Below are 25225 nucleotides of genomic sequence, written 5' to 3' on the forward strand. Positions count from 1 at the left end.
GTGGAATCAGGACTCCAGCAGTTCCATCCAGGCCGCTTCGGCCTTTTCAAGCTGGGCGGCAGCGGTTTCGCGGTCACGGCCAATCACGGCCATGCGCGTGGCATCGGCATAGTTGGCCGGGTCGGCCAACTGCCGGTCCAGTTCGGCCAGGGCGCCTTCCAGCTCGGCCACCTTGGCTTCGGCGGCAGCCAGCTTGTGCGGGTTCACCGGCTTTTTCTGCACCACCTGCGCCACCGGCGCGGTCTTGACCACCACCGGCTCTTCCACCTGCTCCATGCGCGCCTTGGTGCCCTGTGCCTGCGGGCGGGTACGCAGCCAGGCGGCGTAGGCGTCGAGGTCGCCGTCGAACGGCTCGACCACGCCATCGGCCACGCGCCAGTAGGTATCGCAGACCAGGCCGATCAGGTGGCGGTCATGCGAGACCATCACGATCGCGCCCTCGAAAGTGGCCAGTGCTTCGGCCAGCGCTTCGCGCATTTCCAGGTCAAGGTGGTTGGTCGGTTCGTCCAGCAGCAGCACGTTCGGCTGCTGCCAGGCGATCAGCGCCAGCGCCAGTCGTGCGCGCTCGCCACCGGAGAAGCCATCGACCGGCTCGAATGCGCGGTCGCCGGGGAAGTTCCACTTGCCGAGGAAATCGCGGAACGACTGGTTCGGCGCATCCGGGGCGATCTCGCGGAAGTGCTCCATCGGCGACTGGCCTTCGTGCAGCGACTCCACCGTGTGCTGGGCGAAGTAGCCGATCTTCAGGTCCGGGTGCGCCATGCGCTCGCCGACGATCGGTGCCAGTTCGCCCACCAGGGTCTTCACCAGCGTGGTCTTGCCGGCGCCGTTCGGGCCAAGCAGGCCGATGCGCTGGCCCGCTTCCAGGCCGAAGCCGACGTTGTGCAGGATCACCGCGTCCTTGCCGTAGCCGGCCTCGACGTGGTTCAGGCGGATCAGCGAGAACGGCAGCTTGGCCGGCGGCGCGAACTCGATGCGGAACTCACGCTCGGCACGCACCGCTTCGGTGCCGGCCAGCTTGGCCAGGCGCTTCATGCGGCTCTGCGCCTGCGCGGCCTTGCTGGCCTGCGCCTTGAAGCGGTCGATGAAGCTCTGCAGGTGGGCGCGCTCGGCCTGTTCCTTCTCGTGCGCGATCTGCTGCTGGCGCAGCTGTTCGGCGCGCTGGCGCTCGAAATCGGTGTAGCCACCCGGGTAGAGCTTGGCGCCGCCACCGTGCAGGTGCAGGGTGTGGGTGGCCACGTTGTCGAGGAACTCGCGGTCATGCGAGATCAGCAGCAGGGTGCCCGGGTACTTCAGCAGCCACTGTTCCAGCCAGTACACCGCGTCCAGATCCAGGTGGTTGGTCGGTTCGTCCAGCAGCAGCAGGTCGCTGGGCATCATCAGCGCGCGCGCCAGGTTCAGGCGCACGCGCCAGCCGCCGGAGAACGAGGACACCGCGCGGTGATGGGTCTCGGCCGGGAAACCGAGGCCGTGCAGCAGCTTGCCGGCGCGCGCTTCGGCATCGTAGGCATTGAGCTCGGCCATCTTCGTGTGCGCCTCAGCCACCGCTTCCCAGTCTTCACGGGCGGTCGCCTCGGCCTCGGCGGCCAGAACCGCGGCCACTTCGATGTCACCGCCCAGCACGAAGCTCAGCGCCGGGTCCGGCAGCGACGGGGTTTCCTGCGCCACGCTGGCGATACGGACCTTGCCGGGCAGGTCGACGTCACCCTTGTCGGCCTCCAGCTCGCCCTTCACCGCCGCGAACAGGCTGGACTTGCCAGCACCGTTGCGGCCGACCACGCCCACCCGGTAACCGGCGTGAAGGGTCAGGTCGACATTGGACAACAGCAGCCGCTCGCCGCGGCGCAAGGCGAAATTACGAAGGGAGATCATCGGGGGAGGGGTCCATATAACCGAATGGAATGTGCTGGTGAGCACTGTTCCTGCGACGCAATTCTAGCGTTAACGAATACTTGACGCGCCCCGGGATGCGCGGCGGCAGGCCAACTCTCTCCCTCGTCGGCCCCGCGCAGCCCCCGGGCCCCACCTCCCGCCGCTGCCCTCTGCCGCTAAATGGTTGCTGCTGCAACGTTTTTTCCTGTTGCAACCATTTGACAGGCACTGAATATCCCGTTAATTCCTGCCTTGCGCACCGCAACAACCGCCGTCCGCCTCACGTCCGTGATGTCGATTCCGGTGCCGCCCCCGCCAACCGGAGCCCCATCCCGATGACCCGCAAGACCAGCCTGATCGCCGCCGCCGTCGCTGTCGCACTCGGTGGCTCTCCGTTCGTTGCCGCCGCCCAGCAGGCCGGCACCGCCGCCAACACCTTGGACACGGTGATCGTCACCGGCACCCGCGTGGCCGACCGCACGGTCGCCGAGTCGCAGTCGCCGATCGACATCATCACCCCCGAAGCCCTGCAGTCCACCGGCACCAGCGAACTGGCCACGGCGCTGTCGCGCGCCCTGCCCTCGCTGAACTTCCCGCGCCCGGCCCTGACCGACGGCACCAGCGGCGTGCGCCCGGCACAGCTGCGCGGCCTGTCGCCGGACCAGGTGCTGGTGCTGGTCAACGGCAAGCGCCGTCATACCTCGGCAATGATCAACGTCAACGGCAGCATCGGCCGTGGCTCGTCGGCAGTGGACATCAACGCCATCCCGATCGCCGCCATCGAGCGCGTGGAAGTGCTGCGCGACGGTGCCTCGGCGCAGTACGGCTCGGACGCCATCGCCGGCGTCATCAACATCGTGCTCAAGGGAAGCGGCAGTGGCGGCAGCCTGGCGGTGGACTACGGCCAGTACTCGGCCGGCGACGGCAACAAGTACCAGCTGTCCGGCGATACCGGCGTCGAGTTCGGCAATGGCCGTGGCCGCGTGCACGTGGCCGGCCAGATCAGCCAGCAGGACGAGAGCAACCGCGCCGGCCCGTACCGTGGCACCACGCCGAACACCGGCAACTTCCCAAGCATCGGCCAGACCACCTTCATCGTCGGCGACCCGCGCGTGGATGCCACTGCGGCCTCGGCCAACGCCAGCTTCGACTTCAGCGACCACGTGACCGGCTACGCCAGCGCCCTGCTCAGCAACCGCGACATCACCTCGTTCGCGTTCTACCGCTCGCGCAACCACAACGGTCAGACCGCGCTGCTGGCGCAGACCTACCCGGACGGCTTCGTGCCGGAGATCAACCAGTACTCGAAGGACCGCTCGCTGGTGGCCGGGGTCAAGGGCAACACCGACAACGGCTGGACCTGGGACCTGAGCCTGAACCACGGCGAGAACACCCTCGACTTCCACACCCGCAACAGCATCAACTACAGCCTGGGTGCGACCAGTCCGCGCTCGTTCTACGACGGCACGCTGAAGTACCAGCAGGACATCTTCAACGCCGACCTGACCAAGTCGCTGGACTGGGGCCTGGCCTACCCGGTCACGCTCTCCTTTGGTGGTGAGTACCGCAAGGAGAAGTGGGACCAGAAGCCCGGCGAGCTGAACTCGTACACCGGCAGCGGCGCGCAGGGCTTCGGTGGCTTCACCCCGACCAATGAAGTGCACGCCGACCGCCACAACTACGCCGTCTACGCCGGCCTGGAAGCGGACCTGACCGAGAAATTCTCGGCCGGCATCACCGGCCGCTACGAGGACTACTCGGACTTCGGCGACCGCTTCTCCGGCAAGCTGTCGGCGCGCTATGCGTTCACCGACAAGGTCGCACTGCGGGCAACCGCGTCCAGCGGCTTCCGCGCGCCGTCGCTGGCGCAGCAGGGCTACCAGGCCGTCACCAGCCAGTTCACCAACGGCGTGTTCGTCGAACGCGGCACCTTCCCGACCACCAGCGCGGCCGCACAGGCGCTGGGCGCTTCGCCGCTGAAGGCCGAGACATCCACCTCCTACAGCCTGGGCCTGGTGCTGCAGCCGGTCGACCGCCTGTACATCACGGTCGATGCGTACCAGATCGACATCGACAACCGCATCGCACTGTCGTCCAGCATCACCACCAATGCCGCCAGCAGCGCGCTGCTCTCCAGCCTCGGCCTGCCGCAGGTGACCGCGTTCTCGTACTTCACCAACGGCCTGGATACGCGCACCCGCGGCGTTGACTTCGTGTCCAGCTACACCGTGCCGTTCACGGCCAGCAGCCTCGAGCTGACCGCGGCCTACAGCTACAACGACACCGAAGTGCGCCGCGTCGGTGGCACCCCGGCGGTGTTCGGCACGCTGGGCCTGAACCAGTCGCTGATCGGCCGCGACGAGATCGGCCGCATCGAGGACAGCTACCCGCGCGACAAGGCGATCCTGAGCGGTACCTGGCGTTCGGACCACTGGGAACTGGGCCTGGCCGCCACCCGCTACGGCAAGTTCACCGTGCGCAACTCGGCCACCGCGCTGCGTGACCAGACCTACGGCGATGCCTGGGTGGTGGATGCCTCGGCCAGCTACAAGCCGAGCAGCAACTGGACCCTGACCGTAGGCGCCGACAACCTGCTGGACAAGTACCCGGACCGTACCGAAGACCTGCAGAACTCCACCTTCGGCATGCTGCCGTACAGCAACTACTCGCCGTTCGGCTTCAACGGCGCGTATGTGTACGGGCGGATCAAATACACCTGGTAAGCGGTATCGGTAGCGCCGGGCCCTGCCCGGCGCCGCTCTGGTAGTGCCGGTCGCTGGCCGGCATCCCCTCGCCGCGTCTGGAGGAGAGCCCCTTCCTGTTGACGGGGCGCGCCGAAGGCGGGGGTAGAGGAGAAATGCGTGGGCAAACCCGCCGACCACGGCACGTGGCCGGCGGGTTTGCCGTATCTGGCCTCATCGGTGAAAATCGGGGCATCCCCCCGATTTCTGCGAGTGCCGATGCACCATGACACCGACCTGATCAACATCGTGGCCGTTGGCCTGGGGCTCGCCTTCATCTTCGGCGCGTTGGCCAACAAGCTGCGTTTGTCTCCGCTGGTCGGTTACCTGGTTGCTGGCATCTGCGTAGGACCGTTCACCCCCGGCTTCGTCGCCGACCAGGCGCTGGCCAACCAGCTGGCCGAGCTGGGCGTGATGCTGCTGATGTTCGGCGTCGGCCTGCACTTCTCGCTGAAGGACCTGATGGCGGTCAAGGCCATCGCCATTCCCGGTGCCATCGGCCAGATCGCGGTCGCTACCCTGCTCGGCTGGGGCGTGGCCTCGCTGATGGGCTGGCCGGCCATCCATGGCGTCATCTTCGGTTTCTCGCTGGCCACCGCCAGTACCGTGGTGCTGCTGCGGGCGATGGAGGAACGCCGCCTGCTGGAGACCATGCGCGGCAAGATCGCGGTCGGCTGGCTGATCGTCGAAGACCTGGCCTGTGTGCTGGCGCTGGTGATGATGCCGGTGATGGCCGGTGTGTTCGGCCCGGACGCGGCCAAGGAATCGCATTCGCTGGGCAGCGTGCTGGCCGACATCGGCTGGACCTTCGTGCAGCTGGGCCTGTTCGTAGCGGTGATGCTGGTGGTCGGGCGCCGGGTCATTCCGTGGATCCTGGAACGCATCGCCGGTACCGGTTCGCGCGAACTGTTCACTCTGTCGGTGCTGGCGATCGCGCTGGGCGTGGCGTTCGGTTCGGCCATGTTGTTCGGTGTCTCGTTCGCGCTGGGCGCGTTCTTCGCCGGCATGCTGCTCAACGAATCGGAGCTGAGCCACAAGGCCGCGCACGATTCGCTGCCGCTGCGCGACGCATTCGCGGTGCTGTTCTTCGTCTCGGTGGGCATGTTGTTCGACCCCAACATCCTCGTCCAGCATCCGTGGCAGGTGCTGGCCACGGTGCTGATCATCATGTTCGGCAAGTCGGCCGCCGCGTTCTTCATCGTGCGCGCATTCGGCCATCCCACCAGCACCGCGCTGACGATCTCGGCCAGCCTGGCGCAGATCGGTGAGTTCGCTTTCATCATCGCCGGCCTGGGCGTGGCGCTGCAGATCCTGCCGAAGGAAGGCCAGTCGCTGGTACTGGCCGGTGCGCTGGTGTCGATCATGCTCAACCCGCTGGTGTTCGGCCTGCTCGACCGTTGGCAGGCCAAGCAGGAACAGCAGCCGCAGCCGGCGGAGCCGGAAGAGGCCATCGGTCCCTCGCGCGACCTGCGTGACCACGCCATCGTGATCGGCTATGGCCGGGTCGGCAGTGAGCTGGCGCAGGTGCTGCGTGATCGCGGCGTGCCGGTGCTGGTGATCGATGACAACAAGGAACACGTCGAACAGGCGCATGCCAAGGGCCTGGCGGCGATCCGCGGCAGCGCCGCCGCCGACCGGGTGCTGGCCGAGGCCCACCCGGAGCGCGCCAAGATCGCGGTGCTGGCGATTCCGCAGCCGCTGGAAGCCGGTGAGGCGCTGGCAAAGCTGCGCGCGATCAACCCGGACCTGACCCTGCTGGCACGTGCGCACAGCGATGCCGAGGTGAAGCATCTGCTGGAGCACGGCGCCGACGGCACGGTGATGGCCGAGCGCGAGCTGGCCTATTCGCTGGCGGAGATGATCATGTCGACGCCGCCGTACCGGAATCTGGGGCAGCACAGCATTCCGGTGGTGTGAGGGGTGTGGGTGCGGCAGGGCTTGCAGCCCTGCACCTGCCAAGGCAACGGCAAAAGCAAAAGCAGAAGCTGACTATCCGTGGGATGGCGGAGTGGGTCCGGTTGCGGGAGACGCCGTAAACCCTTCCATGGGGGCTTGGCCGCGGCATCCATGCCGCGGACACTCCCGCAACCGGACCCACCCCGCCTTCGACAGTTTCCCGCGATCTGCAGTAGATCCACGCCATGCGTGGATGCTGTTTGATGAACTGTCGGGATGTTCGATTCCGATGGTGATCCATCCACGCATGACGTGGATCTACCAGGATTGATGCCGACCGTCGGCACATGGGGTCAGATCCGTTTTCCTGCGGGAAAACGGATCTGACCCCGAAAACGTAAAAATCCCCGGTCGACCCGCATCGACCGGGGATCTGGATCGCCACGTTGCCACGCCTTGGAGAGGCAGTTCCACCGTAGCGCATCGCGCGGCCGGTGGTGATCGCCTGTGGCGATATGCACCAAGCGCGCGGCTATCAGGCGCCGGCCAGGGCCTGCTCCAGGTCCGCGCGCAGGTCGCCGATGTGCTCGATGCCGATCGACAGCCGCACGGTGTCTTCGCTGACGCCGGCCTTGGCCAGTTCAGCTGCGTCCAACTGGCGATGGGTCGTGGACGCCGGATGGGTGGCCAGCGACTTGGCGTCACCCAGGTTCACCAGCCGGGTGAACAGCTTCAGCGCATCCAGGAAACGCGCGCCGGCTTCGCGCCCACCGGGCAGGCCAAAGGTCAGCACGCCCGAGCCGTGGCCACCGAGGTAGCGCTGCGCGGCAGCATGCTCGGGGTCGTCGGCCAAACCGGCGTAACGCACCCACGCCACCTTGGCGTGCGCCTTCAGGAACTGCGCGACGGCCAGTGCGTTGGCGTTGATGCGCTCCATGCGCAGTGCCAGCGTCTCGATGCCCTGCAGGATCAGGAACGCATTGAACGGCGACAGCGCCGCACCGGTATTGCGCAGTGGCACCACCCGCGCGCGGGCGATGTAGGCGGCAGGGCCCAGGGCCTCGGTGTAGACCACGCCGTGGTAGCTGGGGTCGGGCTGGTTGAGGCGGGCGAAGCGCTTTGGCTGCGCAGCCCAGTCGAAACGGCCCGAGTCGATGATCGCACCGCCCAGGCTGTTGCCGTGGCCGCCCAGGTACTTGGTCAGCGAATGCACCACGATGTCGGCACCGTGCTCGAACGGGCGCAGCAGGAAGGGCGTGGCCACGGTGTTGTCGACGATCAGCGGCACGCCGGCCGCATGAGCGACTACGGCGATGGAGGCGATGTCGGTGACATTGCCGCGCGGGTTGCCGATCGATTCGACGAACACCGCCTTGGTGCGCTCGTCGATCAACGCGGCGAACGCGGCCGGATCGGCGGGGTCGGCGAAGCGCGCCTGGATGCCGTACTGCGGCAGCGTGTGCGCCAGCAGGTTGAGGCTGCCGCCATACAGCGCACTGGAGGCGACGATGTTGTCGCCGGCCTCGGCAATGGTCTGGATGGCATAGGTGATCGCGGCCTGCCCCGAGGCCAGCGCCAGTGCGCCGATGCCACCTTCCAGGGCGGCCAGGCGCTGCTCCAGCACGTCGGTGGTGGGGTTCATGATGCGCGTGTAGATGTTGCCCGGCACCTTCAGGTCGAACAGGTCGGCGCCATGCTGGGTGTCATCGAAGGCGTACGCCACCGTCTGGTAGATCGGCACTGCCACCGCGCGGGTGGTCGGGTCGGGACGGTAGCCGCCGTGCACGGCCAGGGTTTCCAGTTGCCACTGCGGGTCGCTCATTGCACCAGGCTCCATCCGGGGAAACCGCCACCATAGGCCAGCCGCGGCGTGGCGCTGAGAGCCGCTGGCGATGACGTGCGTACCGCCGGTTATCAGGTTGGCCGCGATTCAGGCAGCCGTCATGGGCCGTTGCTAGGCTTCGCCGCCGGGCGCTCCTGCCCGGGCACGGAGGCCCCACGCGCATGCAGCCAACCCCTTGGACACCCACCGCCAACGGTACGCCGACACCGGTCCTGCTGGTGGAGGACGATCGCCGCCTGGCCGAACTGGTCAGCGACTACCTGCACGAGCATGGCTTTGCCGTGCAGCACGTCGCCCGTGGCGACCAGGCCGGCGCCGCCTGCCGCCAGCATGCGCCGGAACTGGTGGTACTGGACCTGATGCTGCCCGGCCTCGGTGGCATCGACGTGTGCCGGCAGATCCGCAGCTTCTCCGACGTACCGATCCTGATGCTGACCGCCTGCGAGGACGACATCGAACAGGTGCTGGGCCTGGAATCGGGCGCCGATGACTATGTGCACAAACCGATCGAGCCGCGCTTGCTGCTGGCCCGCCTGCGCGCGCTGCTGCGCCGCCGCCACGGCAGCAGCAACACCGGCACGCCCTGCCGGCTGATGCATGGTGAACTGCTGATCGACCGAATGCAGCGCGAAGTACACCTGCACGGCCAGCCGGTCGAGTTGGGCACCACCGAATTCGAGATCCTGTGGTTGCTGGCCAGCCAGCCCGGGCAGATCCTCTCCCGCGACCAGATCCTGCAGGCGGTGCGCGGCATCGGTTTCGATGGCCTGGACCGCAGCGTCGATGTCAGCATCGGCAAGCTGCGCCGCAAACTCGGCGACGATGCGCGCGAACCGCGGCGCATCAAGACCGTGTGGGGCCGTGGCTACCAGTTCAATCCATCGGCCTGGTCGGCGTGAAGCGGCTGTTCCTGCGCCTGTGGCTGCTGGTCGGCGCCAGCTTCCTGATCACCCTGCTGCTGATCAACCTGATCTTCGACCGCATCTATCTGCCCACCCAGCAACGGATCTTCGCCGAACAGGTGCGTGGCCAGCTGTACGCGCTGCGCCAGGGGCTGCAGGGCAAGGATGACGCCGCACAACAGCAGCAGTTGGCGCAGTGGCAACCGCATTACGGTATCGCGTTGGCGTTGATGCCCGCACCGCCACCGATCACGGCGGAAGAACGGCAACAGCTGCAACGCAACGGGATGATCGCCCGGCAGAAGTTCGAGATCGTCTGGGCGCCGTTGGATCCTGCACGCCCCGACGGTCGCTGGCTGCAGCTGCATCTGCCTGGTGAACCGCCCACTTCGCTGTACCTGACGCTGGTCGCGTACTCGGTGATGCTGGCGCTGTTCGGGCTGTGCCTGTATGCGTGGTCGCGCCTGCTCTGGCGCGACCTGGACGCGCTGCGCCTGCATGCCGACCGCATCGGCGCCGGCGACCTGCAGGCACGCGCGCAGGTCTCGCCGCGCTCGCAGATCCGGGTCATCGTCGAACACTCCAACCGCATGGCCGCGCGCGTGGCCGAACTGGTGCAGCGCCAGCGCGACCTGACCCATGCGATCTCGCACGAACTGCGCACCCCGATCGCGCGCGTGGCCTTCGGCCTGGACCTGATGCAGGACAGCGATGATCGCGAACGTCGCGAGCGACTTGCGCAGGGACTCCACGGCGACCTGGCCGAACTCAACCGGCTGGTCAGCGAACTGCTGGCCTATGAGCGGCTGGAACACCCCAGCGAAGGCGAGCCGCTCCAGCGCATCGAAGCCAACGACTGGCTGCAGGCCTGCCTGGCCGATGTGCGTCGTGACGCCGAACGCGCCAGCCTGGTGCTGCGCGTGCTGCCCAGCGCGCTGCCGCGCGTGGACGCCGAGCCGCGCCTGCTGCAGCTGGCGTTGAGCAATCTGGTCGGCAACGCGCTGCGCCATGCGCGTTCACAGGTCGAGGTCTCGCTGGTCGGCGTCGACGGCCGCGCCTGCCTGCGCGTGGATGACGACGGTCCCGGCATCGCCGAGGCCGACCGCGAGAAGGTGATCCGTCCGTTCACCCGCCTTGACGACAGCCGCAGCCGCGATACCGGCGGCTTCGGCCTGGGCCTGGCCATCGTCAGCCGCATCGCGACCCGCCACGGTGGTGAGCTGCACGTCAGCCGCGCCACGCTGGGTGGTGCACGCCTGGAAATGCACTGGCCGCTGGCTGCCAGCTGAACGCCCGAGGGCGCGATTACAGTTGATTACAACTCCCGCACAACTGCGGAGGGATCGGTCGCCGGCATATCGCCACGCTGGCGACCCTGCAGCGCACGCCGGATGCGCGTGCTGCCTTCCTCCCATTGCCGAGAGTTTCCATGTCCCAGCTTCGCCGTTCCCCCACCCTGCTCTGCCTGGCCCTGCTGCCGCTGTTCGCGGCGCCGATCGCCCATGCCAAGGATGACCACTGGACCTTCGAAGTCGCCGCTGGCGGCGGCGTGACGCCGCGCTACAGCGGCAGCGAAGAGTACCGTGCAGCGCCGTCGCTGTCCTTCGATGTCACCTCGCCGGGCGGCTGGTTTCTGGGCACCAGCGGCATCGGCTGGGGCACGTCCATCGGCCAACACACGCGCGTGCGTGCCTATGTCGGCGCCAGTGGCATCCGCAAGGACAAGGACTCGCTGCTTGGCGGTTCGGACTACCTGCGCGGCATGGGCGATATCGATACCCGTCCCTTGGTCGGCGTCTCGGCTGGTTATACGCTGGGCGAAGCCGTGCTGAGCGGTTCCTGGCAGTTCACCCGCAAGGATGAGGACAAGGCCGAGAACGGCCTGGCCACCCAGCAGGTGCACTTGAACCTGACCATGCCGCTGTTCGACCTGGCCGGCGGCGTGGTCAGCGGCAGCATCTCCACCGACTACGGCAACCGCGGCTACATGCAGACCTGGTACGGCGTCAGCCCGGAACAGGCGGCGCGTACCGGCTTTGCCGAACACAAGCCGAAGGCCGGCCTTGTCAGCGCCGGTGTCGGCCTGAAGTGGAGCCACCGCGTGGGCCGCAACGGCAACTGGTACATCTCGGCCGAAGGCACGCGCCTGCTTGGCGATGCCGCCGACAGCCCGATCGTGCAGAAGCCGAACCAGTTCGGGTTGATGAGCGGGTACACGCACCGCTTCTGAGAAGTCGCCGGGCATGGCCCGGCGCTACCGGAGAAAACGGGGCGCTGCGATCAGGCAGCGCCCCGCATGATTCACGCCTTGGCGAACACCAGGTGACCGCCGTCGTTGCCGACTTCGATGGTGTCGCCGTTGACGAAGGCCCCGGACAGGATCTTCTGCGCCAACGGGTTCTCCAGCTGCGCCTGGATCGCACGCTTCAACGGGCGCGCACCATACACCGGATCGAAACCGACGTTGCCGAGCAGGTCGAACGCTGCATCGGACACCACCAGCTTCAATCCGCGCTCGGCCAGGCGCTTTTCCAGCCCACGCATCTGGATGCGCGCGATCTGCTTGATCTGCTGCTTGTCCAGCGGATGGAACACCACGATGTCGTCCAGGCGGTTGATGAATTCCGGACGGAAGTGCGCCTGCACCACGCCCATCACCGCCGCCTTCATCTGCGTGTAGGCCTCCGGGCTGTCGTCGGCGCTCATGTCCTGGATCTGGTGCGAGCCCAGGTTCGAGGTCATCACGATGACGGTGTTGCGGAAGTCCACGGTGCGGCCCTGGCCATCGGTCAGGCGACCATCGTCCAGCACCTGCAGCAGGATGTTGAACACATCCGGATGCGCCTTCTCCACCTCGTCGAGCAGGATCAGCGAATACGGGCGGCGGCGTACCGCCTCGGTCAGGTAGCCACCTTCCTCGTAGCCGACGTAGCCCGGGGGCGCACCGATCAGGCGGGCGACGCTGTGCTTCTCCATGAACTCGCTCATGTCGATGCGGATCATCGCGTCGGCACTGTCGAACAGGAACTCGGCCAGCGACTTGCACAGCTCGGTCTTGCCGACACCGGTCGGGCCGAGGAACAGGAACGAGCCGGCCGGACGGTTCGGATCGGACAGGCCCGCACGCGAGCGGCGCACCGCATCGGAGACGACCTTGATCGCTTCCTCCTGGCCGACCACGCGGTTGTGCAGCACTTCTTCCATGCGCAGCAGCTTGTCGCGCTCGCCTTCGAGCATCTTGTTGACAGGGATGCCGGTCCAGCGCGAGACGACTTCGGCAATCTCCTCGTCGGTCACGCGGTCCTGCACCAGCTTGAAGTCCTTGTGCTCGGCTTCCTGCGCGGCGGCCAGCTGCTTTTCCAGCTGCGGCAACAGACCGTACTGGATCTCGCTCATCCTGGCGAAATCCTGGCGGCGCTGCGCGGCCTCCAGTTCCAGCCTGGCCTGCTCGACCTGTTCCTTGATCTTCGTCGCACCCTGCAGCGCAGCCTTCTCCGACTTCCAGATTTCATTGAGATCGGAGAACTCGCGCTCCAGCGCCTCGATGTCGTTCTCCAGGTCGGCCAGGCGTTGCCGCGAGGCTTCGTCCTTTTCCTTCTTCAGCATCTCGCGCTGGATCTTCAGCTGGATCACCCGGCGCTCCAGGCGGTCCAGCTCTTCCGGCTTGGAGTCGATCTCCATGCGCAGGCGCGAAGCGGCTTCGTCCATCAGGTCGATGGCCTTGTCCGGCAGCTGGCGGTCGGTGATGTAGCGGTTGGACAGCGTCGCGGCGGCGACGATGGCCGGGTCGGTGATCTCCACGCCGTGGTGCAGCGCGTACTTCTCCTTCAGCCCGCGCAGGATCGCGATGGTGTCCTCCACCGACGGCTCGCCGACGAACACCTTCTGGAAGCGGCGCTCCAGTGCGGCATCCTTCTCGATGTACTTGCGGTACTCGTCCAGCGTGGTGGCACCGATGCAGTGCAGCTCGCCGCGCGCCAGCGCCGGCTTCAGCATGTTGCCGGCATCCATCGCGCCATCGGCCTTGCCGGCGCCGACCATGGTGTGCAGTTCGTCGATGAACAGGATGATCTGGCCTTCGTTCTTGGCCAGATCGTTGAGCACGCCCTTCAAGCGCTCTTCGAACTCACCACGGAACTTGGCACCGGCGATCAGCGCGCCCATGTCCAGCGACAGCACGCGCTTGCCGCGCAGGCCTTCGGGCACTTCGTCGTTGATGATGCGCTGGGCCAGCCCTTCGACGATCGCGGTCTTGCCCACGCCGGGTTCGCCGATCAGCACCGGGTTGTTCTTGGTCCGGCGCTGCAGCACCTGGATGGTGCGGCGGATTTCCTCGTCACGTCCGATCACCGGATCGAGCTTGCCGCTCTCCGCACGCGCGGTCAGGTCGATGGTGTATTTCTCCAGCGCCTGCCGCTGTTCCTCGGCATTCTCCGACTGCACGTTCTCGCCGCCACGCAGCTTGTCGATGGCTGCCTGCAGGCGGGTCTTGTCGGCACCGGCGGCGCGCAGCGCCATGCCCAGCGTGCCGCCATCGTCCAGCGCCGCCAGCACGAACCACTCGCTGGCAATGAAGGCATCACCGTGCTGCTGGGCCAGCTTGTCTGTCTGGTTCAACAGGCGCCCCAGGTCGTTGCCCATCGAGACGTTGCCGGCCTGGCCGGACACCTTGGGCAGCGCATCCAGCGCCTCGGTCAGGCGCTCGCGCAGGACCGGCACGTTCACCCCCGCCTGGGCCAGCAGCGGGCGCGTGCTGCCGCCCTGCTGGTCCAGCAGCGCGCTGAACAGGTGAACCGGTTCGATGATGCTGTTGTCGCGGCCCACGGCCAGCGACTGTGCGTCTGCCAGCGCCTGCTGGAAACGCGAGGTGAGCTTGTCCATCCGCATTGCGAATCCTCATCGGTCATCAGGGCCGGCCCGCGCCGGCGATGCTGGAAAGATGCGGTTGCCCCACCCCGTTTCAAGGGTGGCTGCGACTGCACCCCGAGGCCAGTCAGCCTGCGGCCAGCATGCCGGAACCGGTGTGGTCGGCGCGTTGATCCCGATCAGTTCCGCGATGGACGGGCTCAGCGGGTGATCACGCTGCGGATCGCGCGCAGCTGCTGCCTGACCGCCCGCGCCTGCGCCACGTCCATGCGCAGCAGCGCCTTCTGCCCGATAGAGCGCGACTGCAGGGTGGGATCAACGAAGCGATAGCGGCCACGCTCATCGCGCTGCACCAGCGGTGCCTGGGCCAGGTCCGGGGTATCCAGCAGATGGTCGATCACCGCGACCAGGCGGTCGTTGAAGTAGCCTTCGGGCCGGCCCAGGTCGACGTAGGCCTGCTGGATCAGCGGATAGAAGCGTTTGTACGCGGTGGCCGTTGCCGCCGGGTCCAGCGCGGTGAAGGCCTGCACATAGGGCGCATAGCGCGCGGCGTTGCCGGCGGCGATGCGCTCACCGCCCTCGCCGGGCTCGACCTGCAGGTTGCCAGGCAACGGCCTCGCAGCCAGCGCGGTAGGGGGCACGCTGGGCTTGTCCAGGTTGTCGACCTGGGTGACCAGGCGCTGGATCAGGTGATCGCGCAGCAGCAGGGTCAACGGGCCCTCGCCCTGGAACAGCTGGCTCAATGCGCCCCAGGCCGCGGTATCGCTGTCGGCCAGTTTCGGCAGCGCGGGATCGGCGGCGGCTTCGATGTCCAGCGGATGCTTGATGGCGGGTGGCGCCGGTGCGGTCTCTACGGCCGCCTTCGGTTGTGGCGGCGCGCCAGCACTGGCGGGGGGTGATTGCACCGGCACCGGGACACCGTCGGCCAGGCTCTTCAGCTGATCGCGGAACAGCCAACCGCCCGCGCCACCGATCACCACCACGCCCAGCACCCAGGGCCAAACCGCTTTTCCACTCTGCATGATGCAGTCCCTCTTTTCACCTGCATGGAAAGGGTGTGACCCGCTTGGTTCCAGCGGGTTCCCCGCGCGTTCCGCTGGCGTTGGGGTTGGGCGGTGCGCTCACGTCTGCTTTGCACCTCCTGCGCGAGGCTGTGCATCCCATCGTGTGGAGACGTGGCCATGCAGTACGCGCTGTACTACTGGACCGGCATCCAGGGCCGTGGCGAGTTCGTGCGGCTGGCGCTGGAAGATGCAGGTGCCGACTACATCGACATGGCACGGGTGCACGGCGACGCGGTGATGCAGCCGTTTCTGGACGGTGGCAGCGAAGGCGCACAACCGTTCGCGCCACCGTTCCTGAAGGCGGGACGACAGGTGATCGCACAGGTCGCCGCCATCCTCGATTTCCTCGGCCCGACGCTGGACCTGGTGCCACAGGCGACGTCGCGGCGAATGCAGGCGCTGCAGCTGCAGCTGACCATCGCCGACCTGGTGGCCGAGGTGCATGACACCCACCACCCCATTGCCGCATCGAAGTACTACGAAGAGCAGAAGACCGAGGCCAAGGCGCGTGCAGTCTCGCTGCGCAGCGAACGGCTGCCGAAGTACCTCGGCTACTTCGAGCAGGTGCTGGCGGCCAATGGCGGCCGCCATGCACTGCGCGAGCATTCGTATGTGGATCTGTCGCTGTTCCAGCTGCTGAGCGGGCTGGACCACATGTTCCCGCGCCGCATGCAGGCACTCGGCCCCACCCTGCCGCTGCTGCGTGCACTGCAGGAGCGGGTGTCGAAGCGACCGAACATCGCCGCCTACCTGGCCTCGGAGCGACGGCTGCCGTTCAACACCCAAGGCATCTTCCGCCACTACCCCGAGCTGGATGGAGCGCGCTGATACCGCCGCCTGCAACTCCTGTTGTAGAGCCGAGCCATGCTCGGCTCTACAACATCCCGAGGCGGAAAGAGAGCGGTAGCGCCGGGCCATGCCCGGCGCCCCCGGTCAATGATCGATGCGATCGCCCAACGGCTTCACCGGCTGCTTCTGCAGCGACAGCAGCCCCAGCAGCATCGCCAGCGCCACATACGCGCCCGCGAACTGCCAGCTGATGACGCGCGCCAGCCCTTCCAGATCCCACGGCAGGTAGATGCCACCGCGCGGGTCCACCGAGTGGATCAGCCCGAACAGGGTCAGCAGCGCCGCTACCAGCAGGAAGCCACAGGCGCGGCGCAGGCGGCCGTCCACCATCGCTGCCACCGCCGAGATCCACAGCATCGAGGTGATGATGAAGCCATTGCCGAGGGTGAAGATCACCGCCAGCTCCGGCAGGCCATGCCCGTCGAGCTTGGTCAGCAGCTGCGGCAGCTGGTCCGGGGCGATCCAGCCCGGCGCCTTGATCGCCAGCAGGTAGGCCACCGATGGCAGGAAACCGAACACCATCGCGCCGGTGTGATGACGCGGCGTGGCCTGGAACGCCTGCGTGGTGATGTCGATCGCCACGTACACGATGATCGGTGCCAGCACCGCCAGCGGCAGCCACTGCACCAGTCCGGAAATGATGCCGAGCATGCCGCCGATGCCGACGAACAGGCCGGTCAGCAACGTGTAGCCGCTGCGTGCGCCCATGTGCTTGTAGGCCGGCTGGCCGATGTACGGCGTGGTCTGCGCCACGCCGCCGCAGACACCGGCCACCAGCGTCGCCACCGCTTCCACCAGCAGGATGTCGCGGGTGCGGTAGTCATCGCCGGCCGCACGTGCGCTCTCTGACACGTTGATGCCACCGACCACCATCAGCAGGCCGAACGGCAGCAGCAGCGGCAGGTAGGTCATCGCCGTGGGCAGGCCCTCAAGGAAGCCCAGCGTCGGCAGCGGCAGCACCACCTGCGGCGGCACCCACTCCGGCACGTGGAAGCCGGGCGCGCCCAACCCCGCCAGGCCCAGCCCGTAATACAGCACGGTGCCGAACACGAAGGCCAGCAGCACGCCCGGGCCTCGCACCGGCAGCTTGCCCTTGGCGATCAGCACGTACAGCAGCAGGCCCAGCGTGGTGAAACCGACCAGCGGCGAGCGCAGCGTTTCCAGCAGCGGCAGCAAGCCCATCAGCACCAGCGCGATGCCGGCAATGGAACCCAGCAGCGCCGCACGTGGCAGCGCGCGGGTGACCGCTTCGCCGAAGAACGACAGCACGAACTTGAGCACGCCCATGATGACCAGCGCGGCCATGCCCAGCTGCCAGGTGGCGATTCCCGCCGCGTGCGGGTCCATGCCCTGCTGCTTGAAGGCGATGAAGGCCGGGCCGAGCACCAGCAGCGCCATGCCGATGCTGGTCGGCGCATCCAGGCCGAGCGGCATGGCGGTGACATCATCGCGGCCGGTACGCGCGGCCAGCCGGCGTGCCATCAGGGTGTACAGCAGGTTGCCGACCAGCACGCCGAAGGCGGTGCCGGGGAACATGCGGCCGAACACTACATCGGCCGGGAACTGGAAGATCCCGACCAGCGCCATGGCGATGAAGCCAAGGATGGAGAGGTTGTCGACGACCAGGCCGAAGAAGCCATTGAAGTCGCCGGCGACGAACCAGCGACGCGGTGCGGCGGAAGCGGGAGCGGACATGGAAGGGGTGGTGGGGGTGGGGACCGCCGATGGTAGGCCCAGCGGGGCCCGGGCGCCAATTCCGCGGTGGAATGATGGGCTCCAGCCAACGGCGGGGCCCCTCGTGGCTGGGCGCAAATCGCAAATTCCTGGGCTGGCCCGGGCGGGTGGGCGTCGCGGGGGACGCCGTGAACCCATCCTTGGGGGCTTGGCCGCGGCATCCATGCCGCGGACACCCCCGCGACGCCCACCCGCCCGGCCCCTGACAGTTTCCTGCGTGTGCCAGCCACGGAAGAGAATCAAAAGATCAAAAGCAAAGGCAGGCTCTCGTTGTAGCGCCGAGCGCATGCTCGGCTGCTGTACGCGAGGCCTCTGAGCCGAGCATGGCTCGGCTCTACAGAAGATCTTTCCGATCATTCTTTCGTTCATCCACGCATGGCGTGGATCTACCGTGTCGACCAAGGTCGACACCCATCAGGCACCAGCCATGCCATTCCGACAGATCACAGGAATCTGTCGAAGGCGGGGTGGGTCCGGTTGCGGGGGTGTCCGCGGCATGGATGCCGCGGCCAAGCCCCCAGGGACGGGTTTACGGCGTCCCCCGCAACCTGACCCACCCCGCCATCCCACGGAATGCCCGCTGTTGCTGTTGCTTCGGCTGTTGCATTGGCTGTTGCTTTGGCCTCTGCGGGTTCAGGGCGCAGCCCTGCATCAAACCCCAACCCTCACTTCTTCAGGAAGTTGTCCACCAGCAGATGCTTCACGTCGTCGAAGCGGCCGTTCAATACCGCCTTGGCGGCATACAGCGCCGTACCGGCCACCTGCTTGGCTTCGATCTGCGGCGGCATCACCAGCTCGGCACGACTGGTATGCACGTCCAGCAACGCCGGGCCGCGCTGCGACAGGAAGTCCTGCACCGCTTCCTCCAGATCCTCGCTGCGGGTCACGGTGCGGCCGTGGAAACCGATCACCTCGGCCAGGCGACCGAAATCCGGGTTCTTCAGATCGGTGTAGTTGTCCAGCAGGCCTTCCACCTTCTGCTCCAGCTCGACGAAGTTCAACGAGCCGTTGTTGAACACCACCACCTTGATCGGCAGGTTTTCCTGCACTGCGGTCAGCAGATCGCCCAGCAGCATCGCCAGGCCACCATCGCCGGACAGCGAGATCACCTGCCGGCCCGGGAACGCTTTCTGCAGGCCCAGTGCCTGCGGCATCGCGTTGGCCATCGTGCCGTGCAGCAGGCTGGTCAGCGTGCGGCGGCGGCCGTTGACGCGGATATGCCGCAACACCCACACCATTGGCGAGCCGCCGTCGGCGGTGAACAGCGCATCGTCGGTCGCATACTTCGACAGCAATGCGGTCAGGTGCTGCGGGTGGATCAGCTCACCTTCGCCCGGCTGTTCTTCCTGTTCGCGCTTCTTCAGCGCCTTGTCGCGGCGCTCGATGCACTCGTCCAGGAAACTGCTGTCCTCGCGTGGCGGCAGCATCGGCAGCAGCGCATCCAGCGTGGGCGCGATATCGCCGACCACGCCGAGGTTCACGGGGTGGCGGCGGCCGAGGTGGCTGCCATCGCGGTCGACCTGGATGATCGTCGCCTTGTCCGGGTAGAACTGACCCCAGGCGAAGTCGGCGCCGAGCAGCAGCAGCGTGTCGCATTCCATCAGCGTGTGGAAGCCGGACTCGATGCCGAAGATACCGGTCATGCCCATGTTGTACGGGTTGTCCGGCTCGACGAAATCCTTGGCGCGCGAGGTGTGCGCGATCGGTGCCTGCAGACGCCGGGCCAGTTCCAGCAGCTGCGCGTGCGCACCCTGGCAGCCGGCGCCGGCATAGATGCCGATGCGCTTACCCTGCCCCAGCAGCTCCGCGATGCGCTGTAGTTCGGCGTCGGAAGGACGCAGCACCGGCTGGGTGTAGTGCACCGAGAACGGCACATCGTGCTTCACCTCGGCCTGGCTGATGTCGGCCGGCAGGATCACCACCGCCACGCCGCGGCGGCTGATCGCCGCCTGGCAGGCCAGGGTGACCACGCGCCGCGCCTGCTCGGCACTGTGCACCTGCTCGCAGAACACCGAACAGCTGGCGTACACCGCCTTGAAGTCCACTTCCTGCGGGAATTCCATGCCCAGCTCGCTGGTCACCACCTGGCTGGCGATCAGCACCATCGGCGCCCGATTGCGGTTGCTCTCGAACACGCCATTGATGAAGTGCAGGCTGCCCGGCCCGCAGGAACCGGCACAGGCAGTCAGTTCGCCGCTCACCAGCGAATCGGCGCCGGCAGCGAAGGCAGCCACTTCTTCGTGGCGTACGTGCACCCAGGCGATATCGCTGCCATGCATTGCATCGGTCACGTGGTTGAGCGTGTCGCCGACGATGCCGTAACAACGTCGAACGCCAGCCTGCTGCAGGGCGTCCACCACGATTTCGGCCACGCGCTTGCTCATCGGATACATCCTCGAACGGGGGAACGTCCGAGGCTAGACCCGGTGAAGTGATGCCCCCGTGGGCAAGTTGCGCATCGCCTCGATGTGCAAACTGCGGGTAGACATCTCGTCAATCATTGACGTTGATCCAACCCTCCACCACGCCCTGCTTCGGGTTGCGGTAGCGCAGCTTCATCCAACCGTCCTGTTCATCAAGCATTTCAACGCGATCGCCCTGCACCAGGTAGCGCTTGGTGCTCGATGCACCGGGGCGATCGAACAGGAACAGGCGGGCTGGCACCACGGTAGCCTGCTGGCCACGCAGCGGCCCGTCGGGCCGTGCGCCCAGGCCATCGGCGATGGCCGCCTCCAACACGCGGCCATCGGCATCGTAGGTGCGCCAGACCGCCAGCGGGCCCTGCTCGTCGGTCTGTTCCCACTGCAGCGCTGCGTTCACCGTATCGCCCAGCATCAGCACATTCTCGCTGCGGTAAAGGTAGAGCTTCGCGCCTGCGAACCGGTACTGGTCGGCGTACCACATCGGGCCGCTGCGGCAACTGCTGGTGAGGGTGCGGGTGGCAACGTCCACGCTCAGCCCCATCAGGTCACCGCAGCTGTCCTTGCCGTGGGTTTCGGCCTGCAGAACGCGATACGAAGCGCTGGCCGGATCGAACCGGTACACCGCTACCGCTTCGTTGACCATGCCCACCGATGCACGCGCAACCAGTTCCGGGTAGCCATCGAAATCGACGTCTTCGAGCGACCACCGCGAATTGCCGTCGGCATCCGCCGCGCCGGCCAGCACCTGGCGCTTGCCCGACGGCGACAGCTGCACGGCGATGCTGCCATCCTGCTGGGGATCGGCGTGCGCCTGCACGTGAGCGGCCACCTGGAACCGCAGCGTTTCGCCGTCGCCGCCACTTGCCTGCGCCGACGGTGCCAGCAATCCCGCCAGCACCAGGCCCAGCGCGCATTCCCTGTGTTTCATCATCGCTCCCTGCGGCACCGCAGCGGCACCTTCAACTCAGAACGATACCTCGACCGGCTGCCGCGACCACAGCACCGATTGATGCTTGGTCTGCTGCTTCCACGCCAGGCGGATCGCTTCGATATCGGTGCGACGCTGCGGAGTGTCCTCATGCAGCACCACCAGCACCTTGGTGCGCAGGCGGTTGGGCGCGGCATCGCCGCGGAACAGCCACTGGCCATAGGCATCGAACACGGTCAGCCCATCCGGGAAACGCGGGGTCACTTCCTTGTCCAGGAACGCGCGCCACTGCGCCTCGCTGATGGTGTCGGCCTGCGGACGGTTGCCCGCGCCCTGCTCCTCGCCCACGCCGAAGTACAGCTCGCTGCGCACCCAGCCGTGGCCGTCGGACGGGCGTGCGGCATCGCCCTTCAGTTCGGCGGTGGTGGCCGTGGCATAGGCGCTGGGCGCCTGCGAGGACAGGCTGGCACAGCCGCTGGTGGCCAGCAGCACGGCAAAGACGAGGCCAAGGTGTTTCATCGGTACAGCTCCGGGGAAGGGGGACAGGGCGAGCCGGCAGCGTACAGCGCCACCGGCCCGGCGTGCTGATGCCAGCAGGGCATCAGCTCATGCCGGACCGGCAGGGGCTTGCATCTGCACCGGCCATCACGCGAAGATAATATATCGCTTCATCCGGATGGATGTAAGTGAAACTATCTCCCCCTTCCCCGTCGTCGTTGTTGCTGGAGCCCCCATGTCCGCCCGCCTGCCCGCGTCGCCGCTCGGCCTCGCCATCGCCCTCGCGCTTTCCTCCGCCGCCGTCCCGGCCCTGGCCCAGGACGCCACCAACCTGGACACGGTGATCGTCACCGGCACCCGCGCCGCTGACCGCACCGTGCTCGAATCCACCTCGCCGGTGGACGTGCTCACCGCCGAGGACATCCGCAAGGCCGGCGTGGTCAACGGTGAGCTGGGCAGCGCACTGCAGGCGCTGCTGCCGTCGTTCAACTTCCCGCGCCAGTCCAACTCCGGCGGTGCCGACCATGTGCGCGCCGCGCAGCTGCGTGGCCTGTCCCCGGACCAGGTGCTGGTGCTGGTCAACGGCAAGCGCCGCCATCACACCGCGCTGGTCAACACCGACAGCAAGATCGGCAAGGGCACCACCCCGGTCGACTTCAATTCGATTCCGGTCAGCGCGATCAAGCGCATCGAAGTGCTGCGCGATGGTGCCGGTGCGCTGTACGGCTCCGATGCGGTGGCCGGCGTCATCAACGTGATCCTCGACAACGGCGGCGACGGTGGCGAGATCGAAGCCAGCTACGGCACCAACCACACTGACCTCAAGCCGATCGGGCGCACCCTCACCGACGGCCAGACCGGCAACATCAGCGCCAAGGTCGGCACCTCGCTGGGCGAAGACGGTGGCTTCCTGCGCGTCGGCCTGGAATACAAGCACCGCAACGGCACCAACCGCGCCGGCTTCGACCAGATTCCGCCGTGGGACCAGACTCCAGGCAACCTGGCGCTGCAGGGCAAGCGCAACTACGTGCTGGGCGATGGCAAGAGCAAGGACATCAACCTGTGGCTGAACACCGAGATCCCGGTCGGCCAGACCTCGACGTTCTACGCGTTCGGCACCTTCAACCAGCGTGACACCGAGGGCGCGAACTACTTCCGCTACCCCGACGGCGATGCCAACTGGAAGCAGGTCTATCCGAACGGTTACCGGCCGGTGTCCGAAGGCGAGAACCGCGACGTGCAGGCCGTGGCCGGCGTGCGCGGCCAGTGGGGCGAGTGGAGCTACGACGGCAGCATGGATTACGGCCAGAACGACTTCACCTACCGCCTGCGCGATTCGCTCAATGCCTCGCTGGGCCCGACCAGCCCGACCCGCTTCAAGACTGCCGATTACGAGTACGCACAGACCGTGGGCAACCTCGACCTGAGCCGCGTGTTCACCCAGAGCGAGAGCATCAGCCACACCCTGGGCCTGGGCGTGGAAGCGCGCCACGAGCGCTACCAGACCCGCCCCGGTGACCCGGCCAGCTATGCGGCCGGCCCGTTCACCGACCGCCCGACCGGTTCGCAGGCCGGTGGCGGCCTGACCCCGCAGGATGCAGCCACCCTGTCGCGCGATGTGGCCAGCGCCTATGCCAGCCTGTCCAGCCAGTTCGGCGAAAAGTTCTCCACCGATCTGGCCGCGCGCTACGAGCACAACGATGACTTCGGCGGCGAACTGACCGGCAAGCTCGGCCTGCGCTACGAGTTCACCCCGGCGTTCGCGCTGCGCGGCGCGATCTCCAACAACTTCCGCGCGCCGTCGCTGGCGCAGATCGGTTACGAATCCACCTCCACCGGCTACAACGCCGGCGGCCAGCTGGTGCAGGGCCGCCTGCTCTCGGTCAACAATCCGATCGCGCGCGGCCTCGGCGCACGTGACCTGAAGCCGGAGAAGTCGCTCAACACCTCGTTGGGCTTCACCAGCCGCATCGGCGAGCACTTCGACCTGTCGCTGGACTTCTTCCAGATCGACATCGACGATCGCATCGCACTGTCCGAGAGCATCACCGGTGATGCGCTGACCGACTACGTGGCCGCCAACTACGCCGTCACCGGCCTGCAGAGCGCCAGCTTCTTCGTCAACGCCGCCGACACCCGCACCCGCGGCGCCGAGTTGGTGAGCAACTGGCGCCAGTCGCTGGGCGATGGCCAGCTGCTGCTGACCGGCACCTACGCCTACACCAAGACCACGCTGAAGAACGTGCTGGCCACGCCGGCTCAGCTGCAGGCACTGAACCCGGACTACGTACTGTTCGGCATCGAAGAGACCAACACGCTCACCGATGCCACGCCGCGCACCCGTGGCAGTTTCTCGGCGGCCTGGAGCAACGACCATTGGTCGCTGAGCACCCGTGTGAACCGCTATGGCAGTGCCACCCGCGTGTTCAACTTCGGTGACGGCTACATTCCGCGCCAGACCTACCAGGCCGAATGGCAGCTGGATGCGGAAATTGAATACCGCATCACACCACAGTGGAGCGTCGCCATCGGCGGCCAGAACCTGACCGACAACTACCCGGATCGATCCAACAGCGACATCCACTACTTCGGCAACCTGCCATATGACGTGCTGTCGCCGATCGGCAGCAACGGCGCGTACTACTACGGCCGCGTCCGCTATACGTTCTGATTCGCAGAATCGACCCGGTAGAGCCGGCGGGGTAGATTCGACGGGGTAGAGTCGACTCTACCCCGTCGCCGGGTCCAGGGCCGGCAGGTCAGTGAACTGTCGCCCTGCCTCGACCTGCCCTACACGCCCACGCTGGCAAGGTGTGGGCATGGCTGAACCGCTCCCCCTGCGTCCGCCACCGCCCTTGCTGGACGACGCCTGCGCGTTGTTCCTCGATGTCGATGGCACCCTGATCGAATTTGCTGCGCGCCCGGATGCCGTGCAGCTGCTGCCGGATGTGCGTGAAGCCATCGGCCGCATCAGCGACCGCCTGGAAGGTGCCGTGGCACTGGTCAGTGGTCGCCCGCTTGAGCAGCTGGACAAGCTGTTCGCCCCGTTGCAACTGCCTGCCGCCGGCCTTCACGGCCACGAACTGCGTGGCCAGGATGGTCGCGTACTGCGCGACGAGCACGACGACGACACCGCCGAATGGCTGCATGCGCTGCACCAGCAGGCCATGCGCTTCGCCCACGGCCATCCAGGCGTGCTGGTGGAGGACAAGGGCGTCGGCCTGGCCCTGCATTGGCGCGGCGCGCCGCACGCCGCCAGCGATGTCCGCGCGTTCGCCGACCGCCACGTGCGCGGGCGTACCAGCTATCGCCTGCAACCCGGCGACCATGTCGTCGAGTTCGTGCCCGTCGGCACCGACAAGGGCCGCGCAGTGCGGAGGATGATGCAGTACCTGCCGTTCCGCGGTCGCCTGCCCGTGTTCATGGGCGATGACCTCACCGATGAATTCGGCTTCGATGCCGCCAACGGCCAGCATGGCTGGAGCGTGCTGGTGGGCGAGCGTGAACCCAGCGCGGCGGTGTTCGCGCTGCCCGACATACGCAGCGTGCACGCCTGGCTGCGTGAGAATGCCTATTGACCCGGCCACCCCCACGGCCGCAACCGAGATG

16 protein-coding genes are annotated in these 25225 nt (G+C 67.0%); 8 read left to right on the forward strand and 8 right to left on the reverse strand.

Features of this window, described 5'->3' with window-relative positions:
• Positions 1-6: 6 nt before the first annotated feature.
• Positions 7-1872: an ABC-F family ATP-binding cassette domain-containing protein gene (locus tag QP552_RS16210; RefSeq protein ID WP_043400521.1), complete on the reverse strand. Its 1866-nt coding sequence runs from the start codon at positions 1870-1872 to the stop codon at positions 7-9.
• A gap of 335 nt (positions 1873-2207) precedes the next feature.
• On the opposite strand from QP552_RS16210, the gene QP552_RS16215 reads away from it, so the two are divergent.
• Together QP552_RS16215 and ybaL are read left to right on the forward strand one after the other, a co-directional pair.
• A complete protein-coding gene (locus QP552_RS16215) occupies positions 2208-4595 on the forward strand; it encodes a TonB-dependent receptor (RefSeq protein ID WP_286074055.1) in 2388 nt (795 codons plus the stop codon).
• 237 nt (positions 4596-4832) lie between these two features.
• The gene (gene ybaL / locus QP552_RS16220; protein ID WP_049428477.1) at positions 4833-6530 is read left to right on the forward strand and encodes a YbaL family putative K(+) efflux transporter; all 1698 of its coding nucleotides are present in this window, start codon (positions 4833-4835) and stop codon (positions 6528-6530) included.
• A 514-nt stretch (positions 6531-7044) separates the two neighbouring features.
• Here the strand turns inward: ybaL and QP552_RS16225 are convergent.
• Positions 7045-8331, reverse strand: a complete 1287-nt coding sequence (locus QP552_RS16225) for an aminotransferase class V-fold PLP-dependent enzyme (RefSeq protein ID WP_286074056.1) — start codon at positions 8329-8331, stop codon at positions 7045-7047.
• 182 nt (positions 8332-8513) lie between these two features.
• Here QP552_RS16225 and QP552_RS16230 point away from each other — a divergent pair, with 182 nt between their 5' ends.
• The 3 genes from QP552_RS16230 (at position 8514) to QP552_RS16240 (ending at position 11484) form a co-directional block, all read left to right on the forward strand.
• Entirely contained in the window at positions 8514-9251 is a 738-nt protein-coding gene (locus QP552_RS16230; RefSeq protein ID WP_286074057.1) for a response regulator transcription factor, read from the forward strand.
• Positions 9248-10543, forward strand: coding sequence for an ATP-binding protein (locus QP552_RS16235; RefSeq protein WP_286074058.1), 1296 nt, complete (start codon positions 9248-9250; stop codon positions 10541-10543). Before QP552_RS16230 ends, QP552_RS16235 begins: the two co-directional genes overlap by 4 nt.
• A 140-nt stretch (positions 10544-10683) precedes the next feature.
• On the forward strand, positions 10684-11484 hold the full coding sequence (locus tag QP552_RS16240; RefSeq protein WP_286074059.1) for a MipA/OmpV family protein: 801 nt from the start codon (positions 10684-10686) through the stop codon (positions 11482-11484).
• Between the two features lie 71 nt (positions 11485-11555).
• On the opposite strand, the gene clpB is transcribed toward QP552_RS16240, so the two are convergent.
• Positions 11556-14141, reverse strand: a complete 2586-nt coding sequence (clpB, locus tag QP552_RS16245) for an ATP-dependent chaperone ClpB (protein WP_106549587.1) — start codon at positions 14139-14141, stop codon at positions 11556-11558.
• A gap of 179 nt (positions 14142-14320) precedes the next feature.
• Positions 14321-15142 carry a DUF3014 domain-containing protein gene (locus QP552_RS16250; RefSeq protein ID WP_286074060.1) on the reverse strand — a complete coding sequence of 274 codons (822 nt, stop codon included), beginning with the start codon at positions 15140-15142 and terminating at the stop codon, positions 14321-14323.
• Positions 15143-15301: 159 nt separating this feature from the next.
• Between QP552_RS16250 and QP552_RS16255 the strand changes: the two genes are divergently transcribed.
• Positions 15302-16012, forward strand: a complete 711-nt coding sequence (locus QP552_RS16255; protein WP_286074061.1) for a glutathione S-transferase — start codon at positions 15302-15304, stop codon at positions 16010-16012.
• A 105-nt stretch (positions 16013-16117) separates the two neighbouring features.
• Here the strand turns inward: QP552_RS16255 and QP552_RS16260 are convergent, their stop codons facing one another.
• The 4 genes from QP552_RS16260 to QP552_RS16275 all read right to left on the reverse strand — a co-directional run bounded on the left by QP552_RS16260 (position 16118) and on the right by QP552_RS16275 (position 21637).
• Positions 16118-17728: a hypothetical protein gene (locus QP552_RS16260; protein ID WP_111204369.1), complete on the reverse strand. Its 1611-nt coding sequence runs from the start codon at positions 17726-17728 to the stop codon at positions 16118-16120.
• A 704-nt stretch (positions 17729-18432) separates the two neighbouring features.
• Positions 18433-20151: a thiamine pyrophosphate-dependent enzyme gene (locus tag QP552_RS16265; RefSeq protein WP_286074062.1), complete on the reverse strand. Its 1719-nt coding sequence runs from the start codon at positions 20149-20151 to the stop codon at positions 18433-18435.
• Positions 20152-20260: 109 nt separating this feature from the next.
• Positions 20261-21118: an SH3 domain-containing protein gene (locus QP552_RS16270; RefSeq protein WP_286074063.1), complete on the reverse strand. Its 858-nt coding sequence runs from the start codon at positions 21116-21118 to the stop codon at positions 20261-20263.
• A gap of 36 nt (positions 21119-21154) precedes the next feature.
• A complete protein-coding gene (locus QP552_RS16275; RefSeq protein ID WP_286074064.1) occupies positions 21155-21637 on the reverse strand; it encodes a DUF3574 domain-containing protein in 483 nt (160 codons plus the stop codon).
• A gap of 214 nt (positions 21638-21851) precedes the next feature.
• Between QP552_RS16275 and QP552_RS16280 the strand changes: the two genes are divergently transcribed.
• Both QP552_RS16280 and otsB read left to right on the forward strand, forming a co-directional pair.
• Positions 21852-24287 carry a TonB-dependent receptor gene (locus QP552_RS16280; RefSeq protein ID WP_286074065.1) on the forward strand — a complete coding sequence of 812 codons (2436 nt, stop codon included), beginning with the start codon at positions 21852-21854 and terminating at the stop codon, positions 24285-24287.
• A 148-nt stretch (positions 24288-24435) separates the two neighbouring features.
• Entirely contained in the window at positions 24436-25194 is a 759-nt protein-coding gene (gene otsB / locus QP552_RS16285; RefSeq protein ID WP_106549579.1) for a trehalose-phosphatase, read from the forward strand.
• The last annotated feature ends 31 nt before the right edge of the window (positions 25195-25225 follow it).

Source organism: Stenotrophomonas sp. 59, assembly GCF_030291095.1.
Lineage (GTDB): Bacteria > Pseudomonadota > Gammaproteobacteria > Xanthomonadales > Xanthomonadaceae > Stenotrophomonas > Stenotrophomonas maltophilia_Q.